Annotated in this window: 18 protein-coding genes; 12 read left to right on the forward strand and 6 right to left on the reverse strand. The window is 43.4% G+C overall.

All coding sequences use genetic code 11. The features are described 5' to 3' along the window. Nucleotides 1–24: 24 nt before the first annotated feature. Nucleotides 25–1,224 (reverse strand): DUF1501 domain-containing protein, encoded by a 1,200-nt coding sequence (locus ABDD94_RS19285; protein ID WP_345953597.1) that lies wholly within the window; start codon nucleotides 1,222–1,224, stop codon nucleotides 25–27. Nucleotides 1,225–1,326: 102 nt separating this feature from the next. Beyond that, a complete protein-coding gene (locus ABDD94_RS19290; RefSeq protein ID WP_345953598.1) occupies nucleotides 1,327–2,709 on the reverse strand; it encodes a DUF1800 domain-containing protein in 1,383 nt (460 codons plus the stop codon). Nucleotides 2,710–2,943: 234 nt separating this feature from the next. Here ABDD94_RS19290 and ABDD94_RS19295 point away from each other — a divergent pair, with 234 nt between their 5' ends. From ABDD94_RS19295 to ruvC, 4 genes are all read left to right on the forward strand, one after another. Further along, nucleotides 2,944–4,923, forward strand: coding sequence for a DUF3857 domain-containing protein (locus tag ABDD94_RS19295; protein WP_345953599.1), 1,980 nt, complete (start codon nucleotides 2,944–2,946; stop codon nucleotides 4,921–4,923). A 9-nt stretch (nucleotides 4,924–4,932) separates the two neighbouring features. Continuing rightward, nucleotides 4,933–6,873 (forward strand): DUF3857 domain-containing protein, encoded by a 1,941-nt coding sequence (locus ABDD94_RS19300; protein ID WP_345953600.1) that lies wholly within the window; start codon nucleotides 4,933–4,935, stop codon nucleotides 6,871–6,873. Nucleotides 6,874–7,013: 140 nt separating this feature from the next. Further along, complete coding sequence (gene aat, locus ABDD94_RS19305; protein ID WP_345953601.1) at nucleotides 7,014–7,652, forward strand: leucyl/phenylalanyl-tRNA--protein transferase; 639 nt, start codon at nucleotides 7,014–7,016, stop codon at nucleotides 7,650–7,652. Between the two features lie 81 nt (nucleotides 7,653–7,733). Beyond that, on the forward strand, nucleotides 7,734–8,273 hold the full coding sequence (gene ruvC, locus ABDD94_RS19310; protein ID WP_345952088.1) for a crossover junction endodeoxyribonuclease RuvC: 540 nt from the start codon (nucleotides 7,734–7,736) through the stop codon (nucleotides 8,271–8,273). A 79-nt stretch (nucleotides 8,274–8,352) separates the two neighbouring features. On the opposite strand, the gene ABDD94_RS19315 is transcribed toward ruvC, so the two are convergent. From ABDD94_RS19315 to rsmA, 4 genes are all read right to left on the reverse strand, one after another. Then, nucleotides 8,353–8,754 (reverse strand): HIT family protein, encoded by a 402-nt coding sequence (locus tag ABDD94_RS19315; protein ID WP_345953602.1) that lies wholly within the window; start codon nucleotides 8,752–8,754, stop codon nucleotides 8,353–8,355. Nucleotides 8,755–8,834: 80 nt separating this feature from the next. After that, nucleotides 8,835–9,308, reverse strand: coding sequence for a transcription elongation factor GreA (greA, locus tag ABDD94_RS19320; RefSeq protein ID WP_345950454.1), 474 nt, complete (start codon nucleotides 9,306–9,308; stop codon nucleotides 8,835–8,837). A gap of 167 nt (nucleotides 9,309–9,475) precedes the next feature. Beyond that, entirely contained in the window at nucleotides 9,476–10,408 is a 933-nt protein-coding gene (locus tag ABDD94_RS19325) for a 2-hydroxyacid dehydrogenase (protein ID WP_345953603.1), read from the reverse strand. Further along, a complete protein-coding gene (gene rsmA / locus ABDD94_RS19330; RefSeq protein WP_345953604.1) occupies nucleotides 10,409–11,188 on the reverse strand; it encodes a 16S rRNA (adenine(1518)-N(6)/adenine(1519)-N(6))-dimethyltransferase RsmA in 780 nt (259 codons plus the stop codon). It abuts the gene before it with no gap. A gap of 210 nt (nucleotides 11,189–11,398) precedes the next feature. Here rsmA and pdxA point away from each other — a divergent pair, with 210 nt between their 5' ends. The 8 genes from pdxA to accC all read left to right on the forward strand — a co-directional run bounded on the left by pdxA (nucleotide 11,399) and on the right by accC (nucleotide 18,517). Next, nucleotides 11,399–12,454, forward strand: coding sequence for a 4-hydroxythreonine-4-phosphate dehydrogenase PdxA (gene pdxA, locus ABDD94_RS19335; RefSeq protein WP_345953605.1), 1,056 nt, complete (start codon nucleotides 11,399–11,401; stop codon nucleotides 12,452–12,454). 97 nt (nucleotides 12,455–12,551) lie between these two features. Beyond that, nucleotides 12,552–13,733, forward strand: a complete 1,182-nt coding sequence (locus ABDD94_RS19340) for a DUF5009 domain-containing protein (RefSeq protein ID WP_345953606.1) — start codon at nucleotides 12,552–12,554, stop codon at nucleotides 13,731–13,733. A gap of 108 nt (nucleotides 13,734–13,841) precedes the next feature. Then, nucleotides 13,842–14,363 carry a DUF177 domain-containing protein gene (locus ABDD94_RS19345; RefSeq protein WP_345953607.1) on the forward strand — a complete coding sequence of 174 codons (522 nt, stop codon included), beginning with the start codon at nucleotides 13,842–13,844 and terminating at the stop codon, nucleotides 14,361–14,363. 17 nt (nucleotides 14,364–14,380) lie between these two features. Further along, on the forward strand, nucleotides 14,381–14,572 hold the full coding sequence (rpmF, locus tag ABDD94_RS19350) for a 50S ribosomal protein L32 (protein WP_345950448.1): 192 nt from the start codon (nucleotides 14,381–14,383) through the stop codon (nucleotides 14,570–14,572). 15 nt (nucleotides 14,573–14,587) lie between these two features. After that, nucleotides 14,588–15,526, forward strand: coding sequence for a phosphate acyltransferase PlsX (gene plsX, locus ABDD94_RS19355; protein ID WP_345953608.1), 939 nt, complete (start codon nucleotides 14,588–14,590; stop codon nucleotides 15,524–15,526). Between the two features lie 14 nt (nucleotides 15,527–15,540). Next, nucleotides 15,541–16,530: a beta-ketoacyl-ACP synthase III gene (locus ABDD94_RS19360; RefSeq protein WP_345950446.1), complete on the forward strand. Its 990-nt coding sequence runs from the start codon at nucleotides 15,541–15,543 to the stop codon at nucleotides 16,528–16,530. A gap of 78 nt (nucleotides 16,531–16,608) precedes the next feature. Continuing rightward, nucleotides 16,609–17,088, forward strand: a complete 480-nt coding sequence (gene accB, locus ABDD94_RS19365) for an acetyl-CoA carboxylase biotin carboxyl carrier protein (RefSeq protein ID WP_345950445.1) — start codon at nucleotides 16,609–16,611, stop codon at nucleotides 17,086–17,088. An 88-nt stretch (nucleotides 17,089–17,176) separates the two neighbouring features. Next, a complete protein-coding gene (accC, locus tag ABDD94_RS19370) occupies nucleotides 17,177–18,517 on the forward strand; it encodes an acetyl-CoA carboxylase biotin carboxylase subunit (protein ID WP_345950444.1) in 1,341 nt (446 codons plus the stop codon). Nucleotides 18,518–18,558 lie beyond the last annotated feature (41 nt).

The raw sequence follows: 18,558 nt of genomic DNA on the forward strand, positions 1-18,558 counted from the left end.
AATAGGTGATGTTGTTGACCTATGCTACACAAAATCAAGCCCGTTAAAGCTCTTATTCAATATCTTGCTGTTATCAACCTCTAGCCATTTATTTAGCAGGGTGGCATAAATCTCACGAAAATCAATCTGGTATTTCAGGTCGCCGTTTTCGAGGTTAGTTAAGTCCGGGGCCGCATTATAGATGCCGGCTTTGCTTAGTTTACCACCAAACAGGAAAACATTATTAGCAGTGCCATGGTCAGTACCATTACTGGCATTTTGTTCAACCCGGCGCCCAAATTCAGAAAAAGTCATGATGAGGGTGTCATCCAGTTTACCGGTTTGTTTGAGGTCTTTCACAAAGGCGGCTACTGCGTCGGCATATGTTTTCAGCTGCCGGCCCTGCTGGTTTTGCTGACCTACATGCGTATCAAATCCGCTGAGGGATACATAGTAAATACGTGTTTGCAGGCCTGAGTTGATAAACTTAGATACATTTTTTAACTGGTAGCCTAAGCCGGTGGTTGGATATACCCCAGCAACATTATATGTTTTTGATGTCTTTTGTATATAATCGGCTGATGAGTAGGTTTCTATCATGGTCTTATACAGGTAGCCCAGGTTATCCTCGTGCAGATGGTCATCCTTAGGAGCATGTACCAGATCTTTAAAGAACGGCTCGCGTGTAGTTTGGAAGAGCTTGTTAGGGTCTTGCACAGCTATACCCTTCAGGTTGGCACCTTTAAGCGCTAACGACAGTGTATCATCCACCTCTACGGCTGTGTAAGGGTAACTGCAGTTCTGGCAATTGGCATCCAGGTAGCGGCCAATCCAGCCAGTGCTTAAAAACTGGTCGGCGTCACTGGCGGTTTGCCATATATCCATAGAACGGAAATGCGAGCGATCGGGGTTAGGGTAACCAACCGAGTTAATGATACTCATCCAGCCCTGGTCGTATATCTCTTGCAGGGCAGCCAGGTTAGGATTAAAGCCCTGCATATCATTCAGCTTAATTACATCCGGGGTTTGAATAGCTAACGTTTTACGTTTGTTATAATACACATCGCTGCCAAAAGGCACAATAGTATTTAAGCCATCGTTACCGCCCGAGAGCTGTATAATAACCAGATTTTTGTACCCTGAAATAGCATTCATGGCCAACGCCTCCATGGGCTTCAAAAAGGCCGGTATCAAAAACGCACCTGATGCCAGGGCGGTACCTTTCAAAAAATCTCTTCTTTTCATAGATCATTTTTTTAATGAGTGCATGAGCGGATCAGTGAATAAGTGATCATCAACACCCTTCTCTACTCACTCTATATTTCATTCAACAGCTCCAGTTTAGCTTCAGCACAACTGATACTCCGGTGTGGATACCACCTGTATTACCATTGCCTTAATATCAGGTGCCTGGTTCACTTCTGCAATAATGCGGGCATTGAGCGCTGGCTCAAGTAAGTACTGGGCTACCTGCTCGTGTGGTATTTTTAGTGGTATACCTTCTAAAAACTTATTCCAATCGGGCTGGGCCTGTACACGTTTTATAACATTCAGTTGCTGTTTGCGCTGTGACGCAAGGTAAGCCTCGTCTTCGGGCGATGCCTTGCCTGCAAAATCAATCAGTCCGGCGTTTAGTATAGTTGACGGAATTTTGATACGATACATGAGCGATGAGCTGTCGATCCAGTTACGGCCACCCGGCCAGCCAGCTACATTGGGCGGGCGGAAAAGCACCTGCCCCAAAGTGCGTTGAAATTGTATTAACACGTCCGGATTTTGGTAGCTGATATAAAAACGACGGTTCAGATCAACCAGCAGTTCTACCGGCGATTTAATAAGGTTACCCACATTTTTATCTTCATAAAACCAATCGGCTGTAAATACATGTTCCAGCAAAGGCTTAATCTCATAATCAGCCGAATAAAAAACGTCGGCCATTTCGTTTATATGCGCTTCGTCGGGCACTTCATTTACCAGGTAACGGTACAACTTGGTGCTAATGTATTTTGCCGTTTGCTTATTATTTAAAATGATATTGATAATATCCTCTCCGCAAAAGTTTTCGGCTTTACCCATAAAGCTTTTTGGCTTCTCATCATGGTTATTGGGCCTAAAAGCAAAGTCGCCTGTTTTACCATTGTAGGCCCAGCCGGTAAATGCCCGTGCCGATTCTTTAATGTCTTGCTCGGTATAATGGCCGCGGCCCAGCGTAAACAATTCCATTAACTCCCGGGCAAAATTCTCGTTGGGATGACCTTTATAATTTTGCTGATTATTTAAAAACTGCAGCATGGCCGGCGATTGCGAAACCGCCGTAAGCAAAGTCTTAAAATTACCCAGCGCATGCGTGCGCTGAATATTATTAAGTTGCTGCTGATAATAATAGTTGCCAATATTGCAGGCAAAATGGTTGTGCCAAAAGAGCGTCATCTTTTCACGCAGTTGTGCGGAGCTGTTGCTCATTTGCTGCATCCAGGCATTATTTAGTGCTTTTTCCTGCTGGTTACGCTTTTCTTGCAAGGCCTTGCGCTGCTCCTCCGTAGGATCTTTTATGGGGTTCAGATCCATGTTTTCCGTAACGGCTCTAATGGGTGTCACCTGCTCCGAATCCTTAATTATCTTCTTTACCGCTTTTTTAGCCGACCAGTTACGCTGCTCCTGCAGTAAACTATAATCGATACCAAAGCCTGCACGTGCGTATAAATGTTTTACCTGTTTTGAGTTATCCATGACAGCGTGAATATAACGCTAAGGCATAGCGTTTAAAGTTGTTGGCTTAAACTTATAATATTATAAAGTTAGTAGAAATATAAACTTGTAACAAGTTACCAAAAGCGCTTTTTAATCAATAGTTGATTGATGCAGAATGTTTTAATTAATTTATACGACATGTAAGTGACTACCTACAAATAATTTCTAATTATGTTTTAATATATTTATTTTAGTAGCAGTAAACCTTATCAAATGAAGAAAACCTTTACTGCACTGTTAGTGCTTTTTATGGGCGCTAATACCTCTCAGGCGCAAAAATATGTGTCGGACATTATGCCTTATGGTAAAATTGACAAAGCCGACCTCGAACTAAAAAGCTGCGATTTTGAAAAAGACGCCAACGCTATGGTGTTATTTAACAAAGGCGACCTTTATTATGATGACAATCTGAATATTGTTATTCAGCACCATAAACGCATTAAAATCTTCAATGAGGCCGGAAAAAAACAGGCCGACGTTCGTATCGAATTTTATGGCGGCAACCGGTTTGAATATATCACCGGCATGCAAGGCGAAATTTTTAACCTGGTTGATGGTAAGGTAGAAATAACCAAGCTTGATAAGAAACAGCTTTTCACCGAAAACGTGGACAAGATAACCCAGGCACTGGTTTTCTCTTTTCCCAACGTCAAGTCGGGTTCTGTTATCGAATACCGATATACGCAAACCGTTAACTCGCTGAGTAATATACCAAGCTGGTTTTTTCAGGAAAGCATACCGGTTAAAACCAGCGACTGGAGCACCGCCATACCTGAATGGTTTTATTACAATGTACAGCAGCGTAGTTACAAGCCTTTTAGCAATTACCAAACCACTACGCAATCCAGGTCATTAGGCGTAAGCAGCGGATCGCCGCTTTTGTTTATTGATAACAAAACGCAGTATGTAATGACCAATGTACCAGCGCTGGCCAAGGAGCCGTACATGACATCAGAGATAGACAACAGGCAGGGTTTGTATTACCACTTAACCACATTCAGGCCACCAGCTGGCTTTACGCAGTCCTTTTCGGACAGCTGGGCCAAAGTAGGCGGTATATTGTCCGACCACGAAGACTTTGGTGCACAGCTTAAGAAAAAATTGCTAGGTGAAGCGGCAATTGTTGACAAGGCCAAAACCTTAAAAACAGATGCAGAGAAAATTGCCTACGTTTTTAACGAGGTAAAAAATGCCATGAAATGGAACAACGTTGACAGTTGGTACACCAATGATGGAACCAGCAAGGCCTGGGAAAAAAAGACTGGTAACTCAACCGAAATAAACCTGATACTATACCATTTACTGAAACAATCGGGCGTAAAGGCCTACCCTATGGTGGTAAGTACACGTTCACACGGAAAGGTGAACCCAAGTTATTCTTTTTTATACCAGTTTAATCGGGCAGTGGTTTACGTACCGGTTGATAGTACTAAAAACTATGTTTTAGACGCAACCAACAAATACAACAGCTACCTGGAAACCCCTGCTGAGCTTTTAGGCTCGAGTGGTTTGTATATTGACAAGGAAAATAAGCAGTATGATATGCTCATGATCAACCGCTCTACGCCGGTTAGGCAGGTAATTGTGGTAAATGCTGAGATAAAGCCAGAGGGTTTTATGGACGGTACTGCACAAATAAGTGCTTTTAGCTACAACAGGTTAACCTGTCTTGAAAATTACAAAACCAACGGAGAGAAAAAATATATTGATTATTTGCGCGATAATAATAACAGCCTCAGCATTACATCGCTTAAGATGGACAATATGGATGTTGACAGCTTGCCACTTACACAAAATGTGGCCTTTAAGCAGGAACTAACAGGCTCAGATAAAAACTATATCTATTTTAACGCCAACCTATTCTCGTCACTCCACAACAATCCGTTTATTAACGAAAGCCGGGTTACCGACATTGATTTTGGGCACTTAAACAACTACAATGTAACGGCCCTGATTAAAATACCGGCGGGTTATGCATTTGAAGCGCTGCCCAAAACCATGAGTATTATTATGCCGGATGAAAGTATTGTATGCCGCCGCATAGTTGCGCAGGAGAACGGAACGCTAATGGTACGCTATATGATTAATTACAAAAAGTCGCTTTTTTTTAAGGACAGTTATCCTGATTTATATGCGTTTTACAAGAAAATGCATGAATTGCTGAACGAGCAGATCGTATTAAAAAAGTCATAAAACCATTCAATGTTTATTAAACAAATTAAAAGCGTAGCCTTATTAGCGGCTACGCTTTTGTTGCATCCCTTTGTGGCTTTAAGCCAGGATAAAAACCTGCCTAAGGACTTATATTTAGCTGCCGCAATTCCCGATTCTTTAAAGCAAGATGCCAACAAGGTAGTCCGTTACTCGCTTAGGGAAATGAGAGTATCCGGTCCCGGCAAATTATTGTCTAAAGGGCATCAGATTGTTACCATCCTTAATGAAAAAGCAGATGACGCTGCGGTGCTGTATGTACCCTATGATAAAAAGTTCAGCAGCGTAAACATGGCACAAATGCTGGTTTACAATGCCGAAGGTAAGCTCATAAAAAAATACGGCAAAAGCGACATGTACGACCGCTCGGCAGCCGATGGCATCTCCATTATAACCGACAGCCGTTTTATGGTGGCCCAACATGATATTGGCACGTACCCTGTTACTGTAGAGACTTATTACGAGATTGCTCACAACAGTTACCTCGATCTGTCAGAATGGGATATTCAAACTAAAGAAACAGCGGTACAAACCGCTGCTTACAAAATAGCGGTAGTGCCGGGCGTCAACTTCCGTTATAAAAACAAAAATATAAGCATCGCGCCTAAAAAGGAATCGCAGGGTGGGTTTGATGTTTACACCTGGGAAGTAAAGAACTTAAAGGCGCTTACCCCTGAGGAGGATGTACCCGCCTGGACAGTTACACCACGCATTATATTTGCAGCCGATAAGTTTTCATACAACGGCTTGCCCGGCGATATCAGCAACTGGAAAAACTATGGCAACTGGCAGTTGGCCTTAAACGCAGATGTATGCAGCCTGCCGCCACAACGCGCCGAAGAGATTAAACAGATGACGGCTCATCTAAAGACCGACCCCGATAAAGCCCGGTTTTTATACAACTACTTGCAGCAAAACATGCGTTATGTAAGTATACAGTTAGGCATAGGTGGCTTAAAGCCCTTTCCCGCCACGTTTGTGGATCAGAAAAAATATGGTGATTGCAAGGCGCTCACTAACTACATGCATGCCATGCTGAAAGCTGTTGGCATACGCTCCCACTACGCCATGATTAATGCCGGCGTAAATGAAGAGCCGGCAGATCCTAATTTCCCGGCCGATCCGTTTAACCATGTAATTCTGTGCATTCCGTTTAAAGGCGACACTACCTGGCTGGAATGTACCAGCCACACCCAGCCTTACGGCAAGCTGGGCACGTTTACCGAAAATCGCAATGCCTTACTGGTAACCGAGGAGGGTGGCAAATTGGTAAGTACCCCTAAAAGTACCCTGCAAGATAATCAGTTTAACAGCCGGGTACAGGTAAAGCTTGATGCTGAAGGCGGCGCTATAGCCAAAGTAAAGATTTTAACTACCGGCGGCTATCGCGATTTATTTGTAGAGGGTTTACCCACTATAAGTCAGGATAAACAAAAGGAGTACCTCATACGGACGCTCAATTTTAAGCAGCCAGCCTTTTTTGATTTCAAGGAAGCTTCAGACAGTGCCGGTGTAAAAGAAGTAAACTTTGAACTGAATTACGACACCTTTAATGAGGCAGCGGCAGGCACTAAAAAATTCTATCGCCCGCGTGTTTTTGATTTGTGGGGCCTTACCCTGCCCGTGGCAGAGAAGCGCCGCGGCGACTATTATTTTGAGCATCCCATGCAAAAAACCTGTACTACTGTTATTAGTTTGCCAGAAGGTTTTGAGGCCGAATCGGTACCCGAAAACGTAACCTTAAAATTCAGTTATGGCACCTATGAAGCTACTTACAAATATGATGCTGCAAAAAATGAAGTAGTTAGCGTAGTAAATTTTAACATGAACAAACATGTGATTCCGGCTGCAAAGTATACAGAGCTGCAGCAATACATGGATAACATAGCCAAAGCACAAAACAAAAAGCTCATTGTGCATAAGAAAGCATAATAGTAATGTACCTCATTTGAGGTAGGCTTAAAGAGCAGTGCAACTACGTCAGCCCTATCGGAGTTACACTGCTCTTTTTGTTTGCAACGGTTATGTGCTTACTCATTGCTTGAATTCGGAAATCAAAATATCTTTGCACCATGATTTTCCGGTTAGATGAGCGCCTGGTTTTTCCCAACCCCGAACTTGCGGAGCCTGATGGCTTGCTGGCCGTTGGCGGCGATTTGTCGGCCCGCCGTTTATTACTGGCCTATCAGCATGGCATTTTTCCGTGGTATAGTGACGATACCCCCATTTTATGGTACTCGCCGCATGAACGTTTTGTATTGCACCCTCATGAGCTCAAGGTGAGTAAAAGCATGCGGCAGGTGCTGCGTTCCGGACGATATAAGGTAACTACAAATCGATGCTTTGCAGAGGTGATTGAAGCCTGTTCACAAGTACCACGCGAGGGGCAGGATGGCACCTGGATAACCGCCGATATGAAACAGGCTTACATTAACTTACACCAGCTGGGCCATGCCCATTCTTATGAGGTTTGGCAGGATGAGCAGTTGGTTGGAGGTTTATACGGTGTACATGCGGGGCGCGTGTTTTGTGGCGAGAGCATGTTTAGCCGAGCAAGTAACGCCTCCAAAACAGCGCTTATTACCCTATGCCAAACCGAACAATACCATTTGATAGACTGCCAGTTGCATACCGAGCATCTTGAAAGCATGGGTGCCCGCATGATAAGCCGACAAGATTATCTGCACATATTACAAAGCGATGCTTATTGAAAGCGTATCTTTGTATTTGTGAACTTACAACAGCCGCTTAAAGAACGTATTATATTAGGAATTGACCCGGGCACAGCGGTAATGGGCTATGGCATTATCAAAGAAACCGGCTCTAAAATGGAGCTGATTGCCCTGGGTGTGGTTAAAATACCCGGAACCACCGATGAGCATATGCTAAAACTGCAACGCATTTTTGAGAAAACCGTTGCACTTATTGACAACTACCACCCAGATGCACTCGCCATTGAAGCACCCTTTTATGGCAAAAACATACAGGTTATGCTAAAACTGGGTCGCGCGCAGGGAACCGCTATAGCAGCGGCCTTATCCCGCAATATACCAGTAAACGAGTATTCGCCGCGTAAAATTAAGCAGGCTATCACCGGCAATGGCAATGCCACTAAAGAGCAGGTAGCGGCCATGTTGCAGCGCTTATTAAATTTTCAGGAAACGCCTGAGTTTTTAGATGCAACAGACGGGCTGGCTGTTGCCGTATGCCACAGTTTTCAAAGAATAACCACCGGCCGTGGTAGCAAAATAAGCTACTCGGGTTGGGAGTCATTTGTGAAGGAAAACAGCAGAAGGGTGGCCTCTCCCCTACAGATTAAGAAAAAAGAGTAAAAAAAATACAGAATCAGGAACAAGGGTAAAAAACTATTTATCAACCCTGCATTCCTGATTCTGTACCCCTTCTATAAAACTATTCTTCGCGCAAAGCAGCCTTAATTTTCTCGGCAGTGGCTTCCAGTTGTTGGGGTGTCAAGGTCAATTTTGGACGAGAGAAATTCAGGTCACTTACCGAATTCATAGGTATTAGGTGAATGTGCGCATGCGGAACTTCCAAGCCAATTACAGCTACGCCAACCTTTTTACATGGAATAACCTCTTTCATGGCAGTTGCTACTATTTTAACAAACAATTGTAAGCCTGTATATAGTTCATCCTCCAGGTCAAACAAGTAATCTACCTCTTTTTTAGGGATAACCAGTACATGCCCTTCAGCCAGTGGATTAATATCTAAAAAAGCCAGATAGTCAATACTTTCGGCTACTTTATAAGCCGGTATTTCACCCGACACGATCTTTGAAAATATAGTTGACATAGGTAAATATTAAGTTAATTAATCTGTTAGTTGGGTTGCGAGATGTGGAACAATCATTTATCTGGCAACCCAAATACAAACTATCTGTTTATTTCCAAAATTTCAAATTCAATTGTACCGGCAGGCACCTGTATTTCGGTGGTATCACCTACTTTTTTACCCAACAATCCCTTGGCAATAGGTGAACTTACCGATATTTTACCCGCTTTTAAATCTGCTTCGCTTTCTGATACCAGCTGGTAAGTCATGGTAGCGCCATTCTTGGTATTTTTTATTTTCACTTTAGATAAGGCCAGTACCTTTGATGTGTCAATTTTAGATTCATCAAGTAAACGGGCATTGGCTAAGGTTTCTTCCAGCTTGGCAATTTTAGTTTCATGATGCCCTTGTGCTTCTTTTGCCGCATCATATTCAGCATTCTCCGATAAATCGCCTTTATCACGCGCCTCAGCAATGGCTTTGGCTATCTGGGCACGGCCGCTGGTCTTTAATTGTTGTAATTCTTCTTTTAGTCTTTCTAAACCTTCTTTGGTATAGTATGCAACGTCTGCCATAAACACAAAATATTTTAAATAGATAATTTAATCGATGATGAGCTATCAAAAAAAACCGCCCTTCCTGTTACCAATAAGAAGGACGCGACAGCTACTAAAAACAAACAAGACTATGCGGGCACCTGTGCCTGCATAGTCTTGTGGGTATAAAAACGAAGATAGGTGATTTAAGTTTGAATATCCAAATTTTTTATTTTGGCCGCCATCGCCTCGCTTATCTTACGGTACGAGTCAAAAGTCCACCCGGCCACGTGTGGGCTCAATAACACTCTATCGCTTTGCCGCAACTCCTCAAACCAGGCCTGCTCGCCCAGGGCCGGAAACTTTTCTACTTCCAGTACGTCCAAACCTGCTCCTAATATTTTACCTTGCTTAATGGCATTTAGTACAGCTTGTACCTCTACAACCTTACCGCGTGAGGTATTTAACAAAAAGATAGGCTTGCGAAAGTGAAACAGGTATTCATCATTTACCAATCCTTTAGTTTCGGGCGTAAGCGGCACATGCAGGCTCAGCACATCACTATGCTTTACAATTTCCTCCATGCTCACCTCGCGGGCATAACCATCGCTAAAGCCGGTTTTATATTTATCGTAAGCTATAACTTCTACATCAAAGCCTTTTAACTTGCGCGCAAAGCTTTGGCCCATGTGACCGTAACCTATAATACCTACCGTACGGCCTTTTAGCTCATAACCCCGGTTGGCCTCGCGCTGCCAAAGGCCGGCGAGTACCTCGGCATTTCCCCTGTTTAAATTATTCATTAAAGAGAGCAGCATACCTACGGCATGCTCGCCAACGGCATCGCGGTTGCCCTCGGGTGCGTTAACTAATATTACACCTTTTTGCCCGGCATAATTCTCATCAATGTTATCCATACCAGCACCGGCCCGTGCAATAAATTTTAAGTTAGTGGCGGCATCGAGTACAGCTTTATCCACCTGAAACTTGGAGCGAATCACTAAACCCTCATAATCAGGCAAAATTGCTAAAGCTTCTTCCAATTTTATAGTTGGCCGATAATCACAGGTGTACCCTAAAGCTTCGGTTTGCTCAATAAAAATTGGATGAAGGTCGTCAACAATGAGTATATTCTTCATTTATCGGTTTGCAGTTATCTTATTAGTCAGTTCTACAAAATTGGCTACAGTTAAGCGCTCAGCCCGAAGGTCAAGCATTGGCTCATTCGCCATAGCCTCTTTATTAATTAAGGATGATAAGGCATTGCGCAGCGTTTTTCTCCGCTGGTTAAAACCGGCTTTTACCACCTGCCAAAATAGCTTTTCGTCACAATTAAGCTGATCGACCTCATTACGGGTTAGCCTTATTACCGCCGATAGCACTTTGGGCGGCGGATTAAATACACCAGCCTTTACCGTAAACAGGTACTCCACTTTATAGTAAGCCTGCAAAAACACGCTCAATATACCATACTCCTTGCTCCCTGCCTTTGCGGTACAACGCTCAGCTACTTCTTTCTGAAACATGCCAACTACCTCAACTACTTGTTGGCGGTTTTCTAATACCTTAAATAGTATTTGGGAGGATATGTTGTAAGGAAAGTTGCCTATTATAGCAAAGGGTTCTTTGAAAACACTGTTGAAGTCCATTTCCAAAAAATCGGCATTAATGAGGCGCTGCTGTAGCTGTGGATATTTTTTTTGCAGAAAGAGATAGGACTCGGTATCGATATCAATTAAATAAGTTTGATAATCGGTTTTTTGCAGCAAAAAGTCGGATAGAATACCCATTCCAGGACCCACTTCGAGCACTTGTGTATATTTTCCGGCCGGCCTCAGGCTTTCTACTATTTTGGAAGCAATGTTCTTATCAGTTAAAAAGTGCTGACCCAGGTGTTTCTTTGCGCGGACTAATGACATTATTGGTACTCAAATTTTTACAAATTACGTGATATTTGCGCTCCTATGGTAAACATTATTACCAAAAATCCTTTATTTGCATCAATTACGTGTTTGGTTGTTTATTATGATTACTTGCTTACTTGCATAATGATCACATCATTTCTCAATAACCAACCGGCTAATCAGTGAAATCACATAACTATAAGTGAAATCACAAAACATATTATTATGAGTGAGAAGCTTAAAATAGGAATCAGTATTGGTGACGTTAACGGCGTTGGCCTTGAGGTTATCATCAAAACACTGGCAGACTCCCGCATATTTGATTACTGTACACCTATTGTTTATGGTCATACTAAAGTAGCCTCGTTTCACCGCCGTACAGTTCAAGTACACGACCTTAATTTTAATGTAATTGATAGCCCGGCTAATGCGCATCACAAAAAAGCCAATATTATTAATTGCTGGGAAGAGGATGTTAAGATTGAACTTGGTGCAGCTAACGAAACAGGAGGAAAATATGCTTTCCTGTCGCTGCAAAGAGCTACAGATGATTTAATTTCTGGTCAGATAGACGCGCTGGTTACAGCGCCTATTAATAAGGATAATATCCAAAACGAGGAATTTAACTTTCCGGGCCATACAGAGTATTTGCAACAGCGAGATAACTCGCCCGAAGTTCTTATGTTTTTAGTGAGCGATACCTTACGGGTAGGCGTAGTTACCGGGCATATCCCAGTAGCGCAGGTAGCACAAAGTATAACTGCCGAAAAGATACTGGCTAAGCTAAAACTAATGAACACCAGCTTAAAACAGGATTTTTGGATTCGTAAACCTAAAATTGCGGTGCTTGGTCTCAACCCCCATGCCGGCGATAACGGCCTTATTGGTAACGAAGAAAAAGACATCATTATGCCCGCGCTGGAAGAAGCACGCGCTAATGGCATCTTAGCCCTGGGGCCCTACCCTGCTGATGGCTTTTTTGCCAACGGCGCCTACATGCAGTTTGATGCAGTACTGGCCATGTATCATGACCAGGGATTAATTCCGTTTAAGCAAATTTCGTTTGAGTCGGGTGTAAACTATACAGCAGGCTTAAGCTTTGTACGCACTTCGCCCGATCATGGTACAGCTTATGATATAGCTGGAAAAAATAAGGCGTCAGAAGTATCTTTCCGTGAAGCCTTGTTTCAGGCTATACACATTGTAAAACACCGTCGGGAAACAGCCGTCTTAAATGAAAATCCGTTGCAGTTTAGCAAGCTGAGCCGCGACAGAGATTAGCTTTTTAACAACATTGCCGCCTTGCGGTGGCAATGTTTGCGCCATGCAGCCGTTACTAAAAGGTATCAGTTGTCAATATTAGCACTTCTACCACATAATGAATAACCAATATATCCGGGTGCGCTCTATAGACGCCTTCCGTGCGGTTACCATGTTCCTGATGATTTTTGTAAATGATTTGGAAGGTGTACCCAACGTACCGGAATGGCTAAAACATGCCGGCGAAAACGTTGATGCACTGGGCCTGGCCGATGTTATCTTTCCTGCATTTTTATTTATTGTTGGCTTATCCATACCGTTCGCTTTTCAAAACAGGCAAAGCAGCGGCGGGCGGGTTCCTTACCGTATCATAACGCGCTCACTGGCACTCATCCTCATTGGTTTTTTCCATGCCAATATGGAAACTTATGATGATGTTACTACACTTTTGCCCAAACCTGTTTGGGAAAGCCTGCTTACTTTTAGTTTCTTTTTCCTTTTTCTGGACTATCGCGACACCTCAAAATTAACACGCAACATGTTACGAGGCTTCGGTTTGGTCCTGCTGGTCACCATGTCGGCCTTATACCGCAGTAATGACCCTAACCATTGGCAGTGGCTGCATTTTAGCTGGTGGGGTATTTTAGGTTTAATTGGCTGGTCGTACATGATTTGCGCCCTTATTTATCATTACTCTAAAGGCTTATTGTGGATACAAGCCGCCGCCTGGGTTATCTTCATTCTTATCAATCTCGACTTTCATTTTGGCTGGCTGCCGTTTTTAATGCAGTTAAAAAGCTATTTTTGGCTGGCCGGCAACGGCGCTATGCAGGCATTTACCATGGCTGGCATAGTGGTATCGGTTATGTACATGCGCTTAATGAAAAGCCGCGAACTTAACCTTTTATGGCCCGGTATTATCTTATTAGCCATTATACTTGCTAACCTGGGCTTTATTGTACGTTACGTAAGCGGCGGTATTTCCAAAGCACACGATACACCATCATGGGTACTCATATGCACCGCCATAAGTTTGGTAGCTTATATCGCATTTTTGTTTTTGGTAGATGTAAAACAGCGCTATAACTGGTTTAAAGTAATTGAACCGGCAGGCACCAACACTTTTACCTGTTATTTAATTCCTTTTATCTTTTATCCTATTTATGGTATGCTGGATGTGGGATACCCTGAGTACCTGAGCGAGGGCACCGGCGGCTTAATTAAATGCCTGGTATTTTCGTTTGTTATGATATGGGTTGCCGGCCTGCTCGATAAGGTTAACGTGCGGCTAAAAATATAACTAACTTTGGCCTCAGCAAATATGCGCTTAAACTGTGTGTCCGGAATTTGAAAAAACACTTTCCCATTACATTATTTTTCCCTACATTTGCGGGCTAATTATCGCTCATTGAAATCGTTAAAGACATATTCGATACCTTTTACCGGCCTTAAGCTGGGCAAGCATCAGTTTGAGTATGTAATTGATAGTGAATTTTTTAAAGAGTTCGACTACTCGCTGGTAAAAAAGGCCAATTTACAATGCCAGGTGGAGCTGGATAAGCAGGAAACTATGCTTATTTTGAATTTCCACATTTTTGGCAACATTGATTTAACCTGCGACCGTTGTTTATCCGAATATCCGCAACCGATGGATATACATGAGCAGCAGGTAGCAAAATTTAGTGAAGAGGAGATTGATGCAGATGAAGAAATTATAACCCTGACTAAGAATGAGACAGAAATCAACATTTCAGGGTTGATATATGAATATATTAACGTTGCCGTTCCGTTCATTGCAACATGCGGTAACGAAGGCCAAACGCCTTATTGTGATAAAGATATGCTTGATCGTTTAAATAAACTATCGGGCGGTGATGAACAAGAGAAAAGTGCCGACCCACGCTGGGATGCGCTTAAAAAGTTAAAATGATATAATACTAAGAAGTTATGCCAAATCCAAAACGTAAGTTCTCCAAATCAAGAACTGCTAAACGCAGAACGCATTATAAAGCAGAAGCGCCTACTTTAACTACATGTGCCACTACTGGCGCTGTGCATTTACCGCACCGCGCTTATACTGTTGATGGTAACCTTTACTACAACGGTAAATTACTGATTGAAAAAGCTGCTACTGTTTAAGCCTAATTTTCTGCAATGAAGATAGGCTTAGATATTATGGGCGGCGATTATGCTCCAAAAGCCGCTGTTTTAGGAGCAATCGAAGCTTATAAAGCTTTACCAGGCAATCAAACCCTGGTACTGGTAGGCGATAAAGATGTTGCTGTAAGTATTCTTCAGGAAAATGATTTCAATCCTGATCACTTCGAGTTTATACACACAACCGAAGTGATTGGAATGGGCGAGCACCCTACCAAGGCTATTACACAAAAGCCTGGTTCGAGCATTGCCACTGGTTTTAGGCTGCTAAAGGAAGACCATATTCAGGCCTTCTCATCGGCAGGTAATACCGGAGCTATGCTGGTGGGCGCTATGTTCAGCGTAAAAACTATTCCGGGTGTTATTCGTCCGGCCATGACAACCATTGTACCCAAACTGAAAGGCGGTTTGGGTATTTTGTTGGATGTAGGTGCCAATGCCGATTGTAAGCCAGATGTGCTACTGCAGTTTGGCGTATTGGGCAGCCTATTGGCCGAAAATGTTTACCACCTTGAAAACCCTAAGGTTGCGCTGATGAACATTGGCGAAGAGGAAGAAAAAGGCAATATGCTTTGTCAGGCCACCTACCCGCTTATGAAAGGCACATCGCTGTTTAACTTTGTGGGCAACGTAGAGGGCCGAGACCTTTTTGGCGATGCCGCCGACGTATTTGTTTGCGATGGCTTTACGGGCAATGTTATCATAAAAATGGCAGAGTCCTATTACGTAATAGCCCGCAAAAAAGGATTCAACGATGAATTTTTTAACCGTTTCAATTACGAACAATACGGAGGCAGCCCTATTTTAGGTGTAAATGCACCGGTGGTTGTAGGGCACGGCATTTCCAGCCCCGAAGCTATTAAGAACATGGTGCTCCTGTCGCTCAATATGGCCGAGAGTAACCTGGTTGAAAAGATTAAACAGGCTTTCGTTTAAAACTAATTAGATAAATGCATAAACTACAGGCTGCAATTACCGCTGTACATGGCTATGCACCCGAATATGTGCTCACTAACCACGAGCTGGAAGCATTGGTAGATACCAATGACGAGTGGATCACCACCCGCACCGGCATCAAAGAGCGTCGTATACTAAAAGGCGAAGGCACCGCTACATCCGATTTGGCTGTGCCGGCCGTTGAAGGCTTGCTTAAAAAGCGTGGCATCGGCGCCGAAGAAATTGACCTGATTATTTTTTGCACTACCACCCCCGATATGCCTTTCCCGGCTACGGCCAATATACTGGCGGATAAAATTGGCGCTAAAAACGCCTGGGGTTATGATTTGCAGGCGGCCTGCTCGGGCTTTGTATTTGGCTTGGCCACCGGCGCTGCATTTATAGAAAGTGGCAAGCATAAGAAGGTATTGGTAGTCGGCGGCGATAAAATGTCTTCGATTATTGATTATCATGACCGTGCCACCTGTATTATTTTTGGCGATGGTTGTGGCTGCGCCCTGCTTGAACCTAATACGGAAGGTTATGGCGTGGTTGATTCGGTGCTGAAAAGCGATGGCTCGGGCCGCGAATTTTTACACATGAAAGCAGGTGGCTCATTACGCCCAGCAACGCATGAAACCGTTACCAACCGCGAACATTACGCTTACCAGGAAGGTAAAACCGTATTTAAATTCGCCGTTACCAACATGGCCGACGTTGCTGCCGAAATAATGGAGCGTAACAACCTGGTTGCCGATGATATTGCCTGGCTGGTACCACACCAGGCCAACAAGCGTATTATCGATGCAACCGCAAGCCGTATGGGCATTAGTGATGAAAAAGTAGTAATTAACATTGAACGCTACGGCAACACTACCAACGGTACTATACCCCTATGCCTTTGGGAATGGGAAAGCAAATTTAAAAAAGGAGATAACATCGTGCTGGCTGCCTTTGGAGGCGGCTTCACGTGGGGCTCTCTTTATTTAAAATGGGCTTACTAATTTTGGAAACAATTTTTATTTAATTTGTTATAACTTAGGTTTTTAATTTTCATTTTTAAAACCCAACTACACCTAAATATGGATATTAAACAGATACAAGATCTTATCCGCTTCGTTTCAAAATCTGGCGTAAACGAAGTATCCATTGAACAGAACGATTTCAAAATCACCATAAAAACCAATCAGGCACCAACTATAGTTAATGCAACTATCCCTACAGGTCAACCTGCCGTACAAGCGGCAGTGCCAGCTGTACCGGTAGCTACTGTACATACACCAGCTGCAACAGAGGCTCCGGCCGCTGCTGATGTATCTAAATACGTAACTATCAAATCGCCTATGATTGGTACTTTTTATCGTTCATCATCACCAGATAAGCCTTATTTTGTAAACGTTGGCGACGAAATTCAGGCTGGCAGCGTACTTTGCATTATCGAAGCCATGAAATTGTTCAATGAAATTGAATCAGAAGTATCTGGTAAAATTGTGAAAGTTCTGGTTGATAACTCATCTCCGGTTGAGTACGACCAACCCTTGTTTTTAGTTGAACCTATGTAAATATGCAAATGTGTGAATGTGCAGATGTGCAAATGAAATCAATCATCTGCCTGTCTGCACATCTGCATATCAGCACATCTAAAAAGACATGTTTAAAAAAATTCTGATTGCTAACCGGGGCGAAATAGCCCTGCGCATTATCCGTACCTGTAAGGAAATGGGCATAAAAACGGTAGCTGTATATTCAACCGCAGACCGCGACAGTTTGCACGTACGCTTCGCTGATGAAGCGGTATGTATTGGTCCGCCGGCAAGCCGCGATTCTTACTTAAATATACCAAACATCATTTCGGCAGCTGAGTTAACCAATGCTGATGCTATACATCCTGGTTACGGTTTCTTATCTGAGAATGCCAAGTTTTCGGCCATCTGCGCCGAGTACGGTATCAAGTTTATTGGTGCCACAGCCGATCAGATTAACGACATGGGCGATAAGGCAGCGGCCAAAGCAACCATGAAAAAAGCCGGTGTACCCACCATTCCGGGCTCTGAAGGCTTGCTGCACGACGTTAAAGAAGGCATACAAATAGCCAACAAAATAGGTTACCCTATTATACTGAAAGCTACCGCTGGAGGCGGCGGCCGTGGTATGCGTATTGTTTGGAACGATATGGAGTTTGAACCCGCCTGGGATTCGGCCCGTGCCGAGGCCGGCGCTGCCTTTGGTAACGATGGTATATACCTGGAAAAATTTGTTGAAGATCCACGTCACATCGAGATACAAGTAGTAGGCGATCAGTACGGTAAAGTTTGCCACTTATCTGAACGCGATTGCTCTATCCAGCGTCGTCACCAAAAATTGGTTGAAGAATCGCCTTCGCCTTTCATGACCGAAAAACTGCGTAAAAAAATGGGTGAAGCTGCCATTAAAGGCGCCAAAGCTGTTAGATACGAAGGGGCTGGTACTATAGAGTTTTTGGTTGACAAACACCACAACTTCTATTTTATGGAGATGAACACCCGTATACAGGTAGAGCATCCGGTAACCGAAGAGGTAATCAATGTGGACCTTATTAAGGAGCAGATTAAAGTGGCAGCAGGTACACCTATATCGGGCAAAAATTACGAGCCTACTATGCATGCTATTGAGTGTCGTATTAACGCTGAGGATCCGTTTAACAACTTCCGTCCTTCGCCAGGCAAGATCACCAATTTCCACTCGCCGGGTGGCCATGGTGTTCGGGTTGATACGCACGTTTACAGTGGTTATGTAATTCCACCGAATTACGACTCCATGATAGCCAAACTCATTTGTGTTGCACAAACCCGCGAAGAAGCTTTAAATACCATGGAGCGTGCGCTAAGTGAATTTGTAATCGAGGGTATCAAAACAACTATTCCATTCCACTTACAGTTGTTGCAAGATCCTAATTTCAGGGCTGGCAACTTTACTACCAAGTTTATGGAAAGCTTTGTGATAGCCGAATAATTTTCATGAAATAAAATTAAACTACAATACCATTCGTATGT

Origin of the sequence: Mucilaginibacter sp. PAMB04168 (assembly GCF_039634365.2) — a bacterium.
Taxonomy (GTDB): domain Bacteria; phylum Bacteroidota; class Bacteroidia; order Sphingobacteriales; family Sphingobacteriaceae; genus Mucilaginibacter.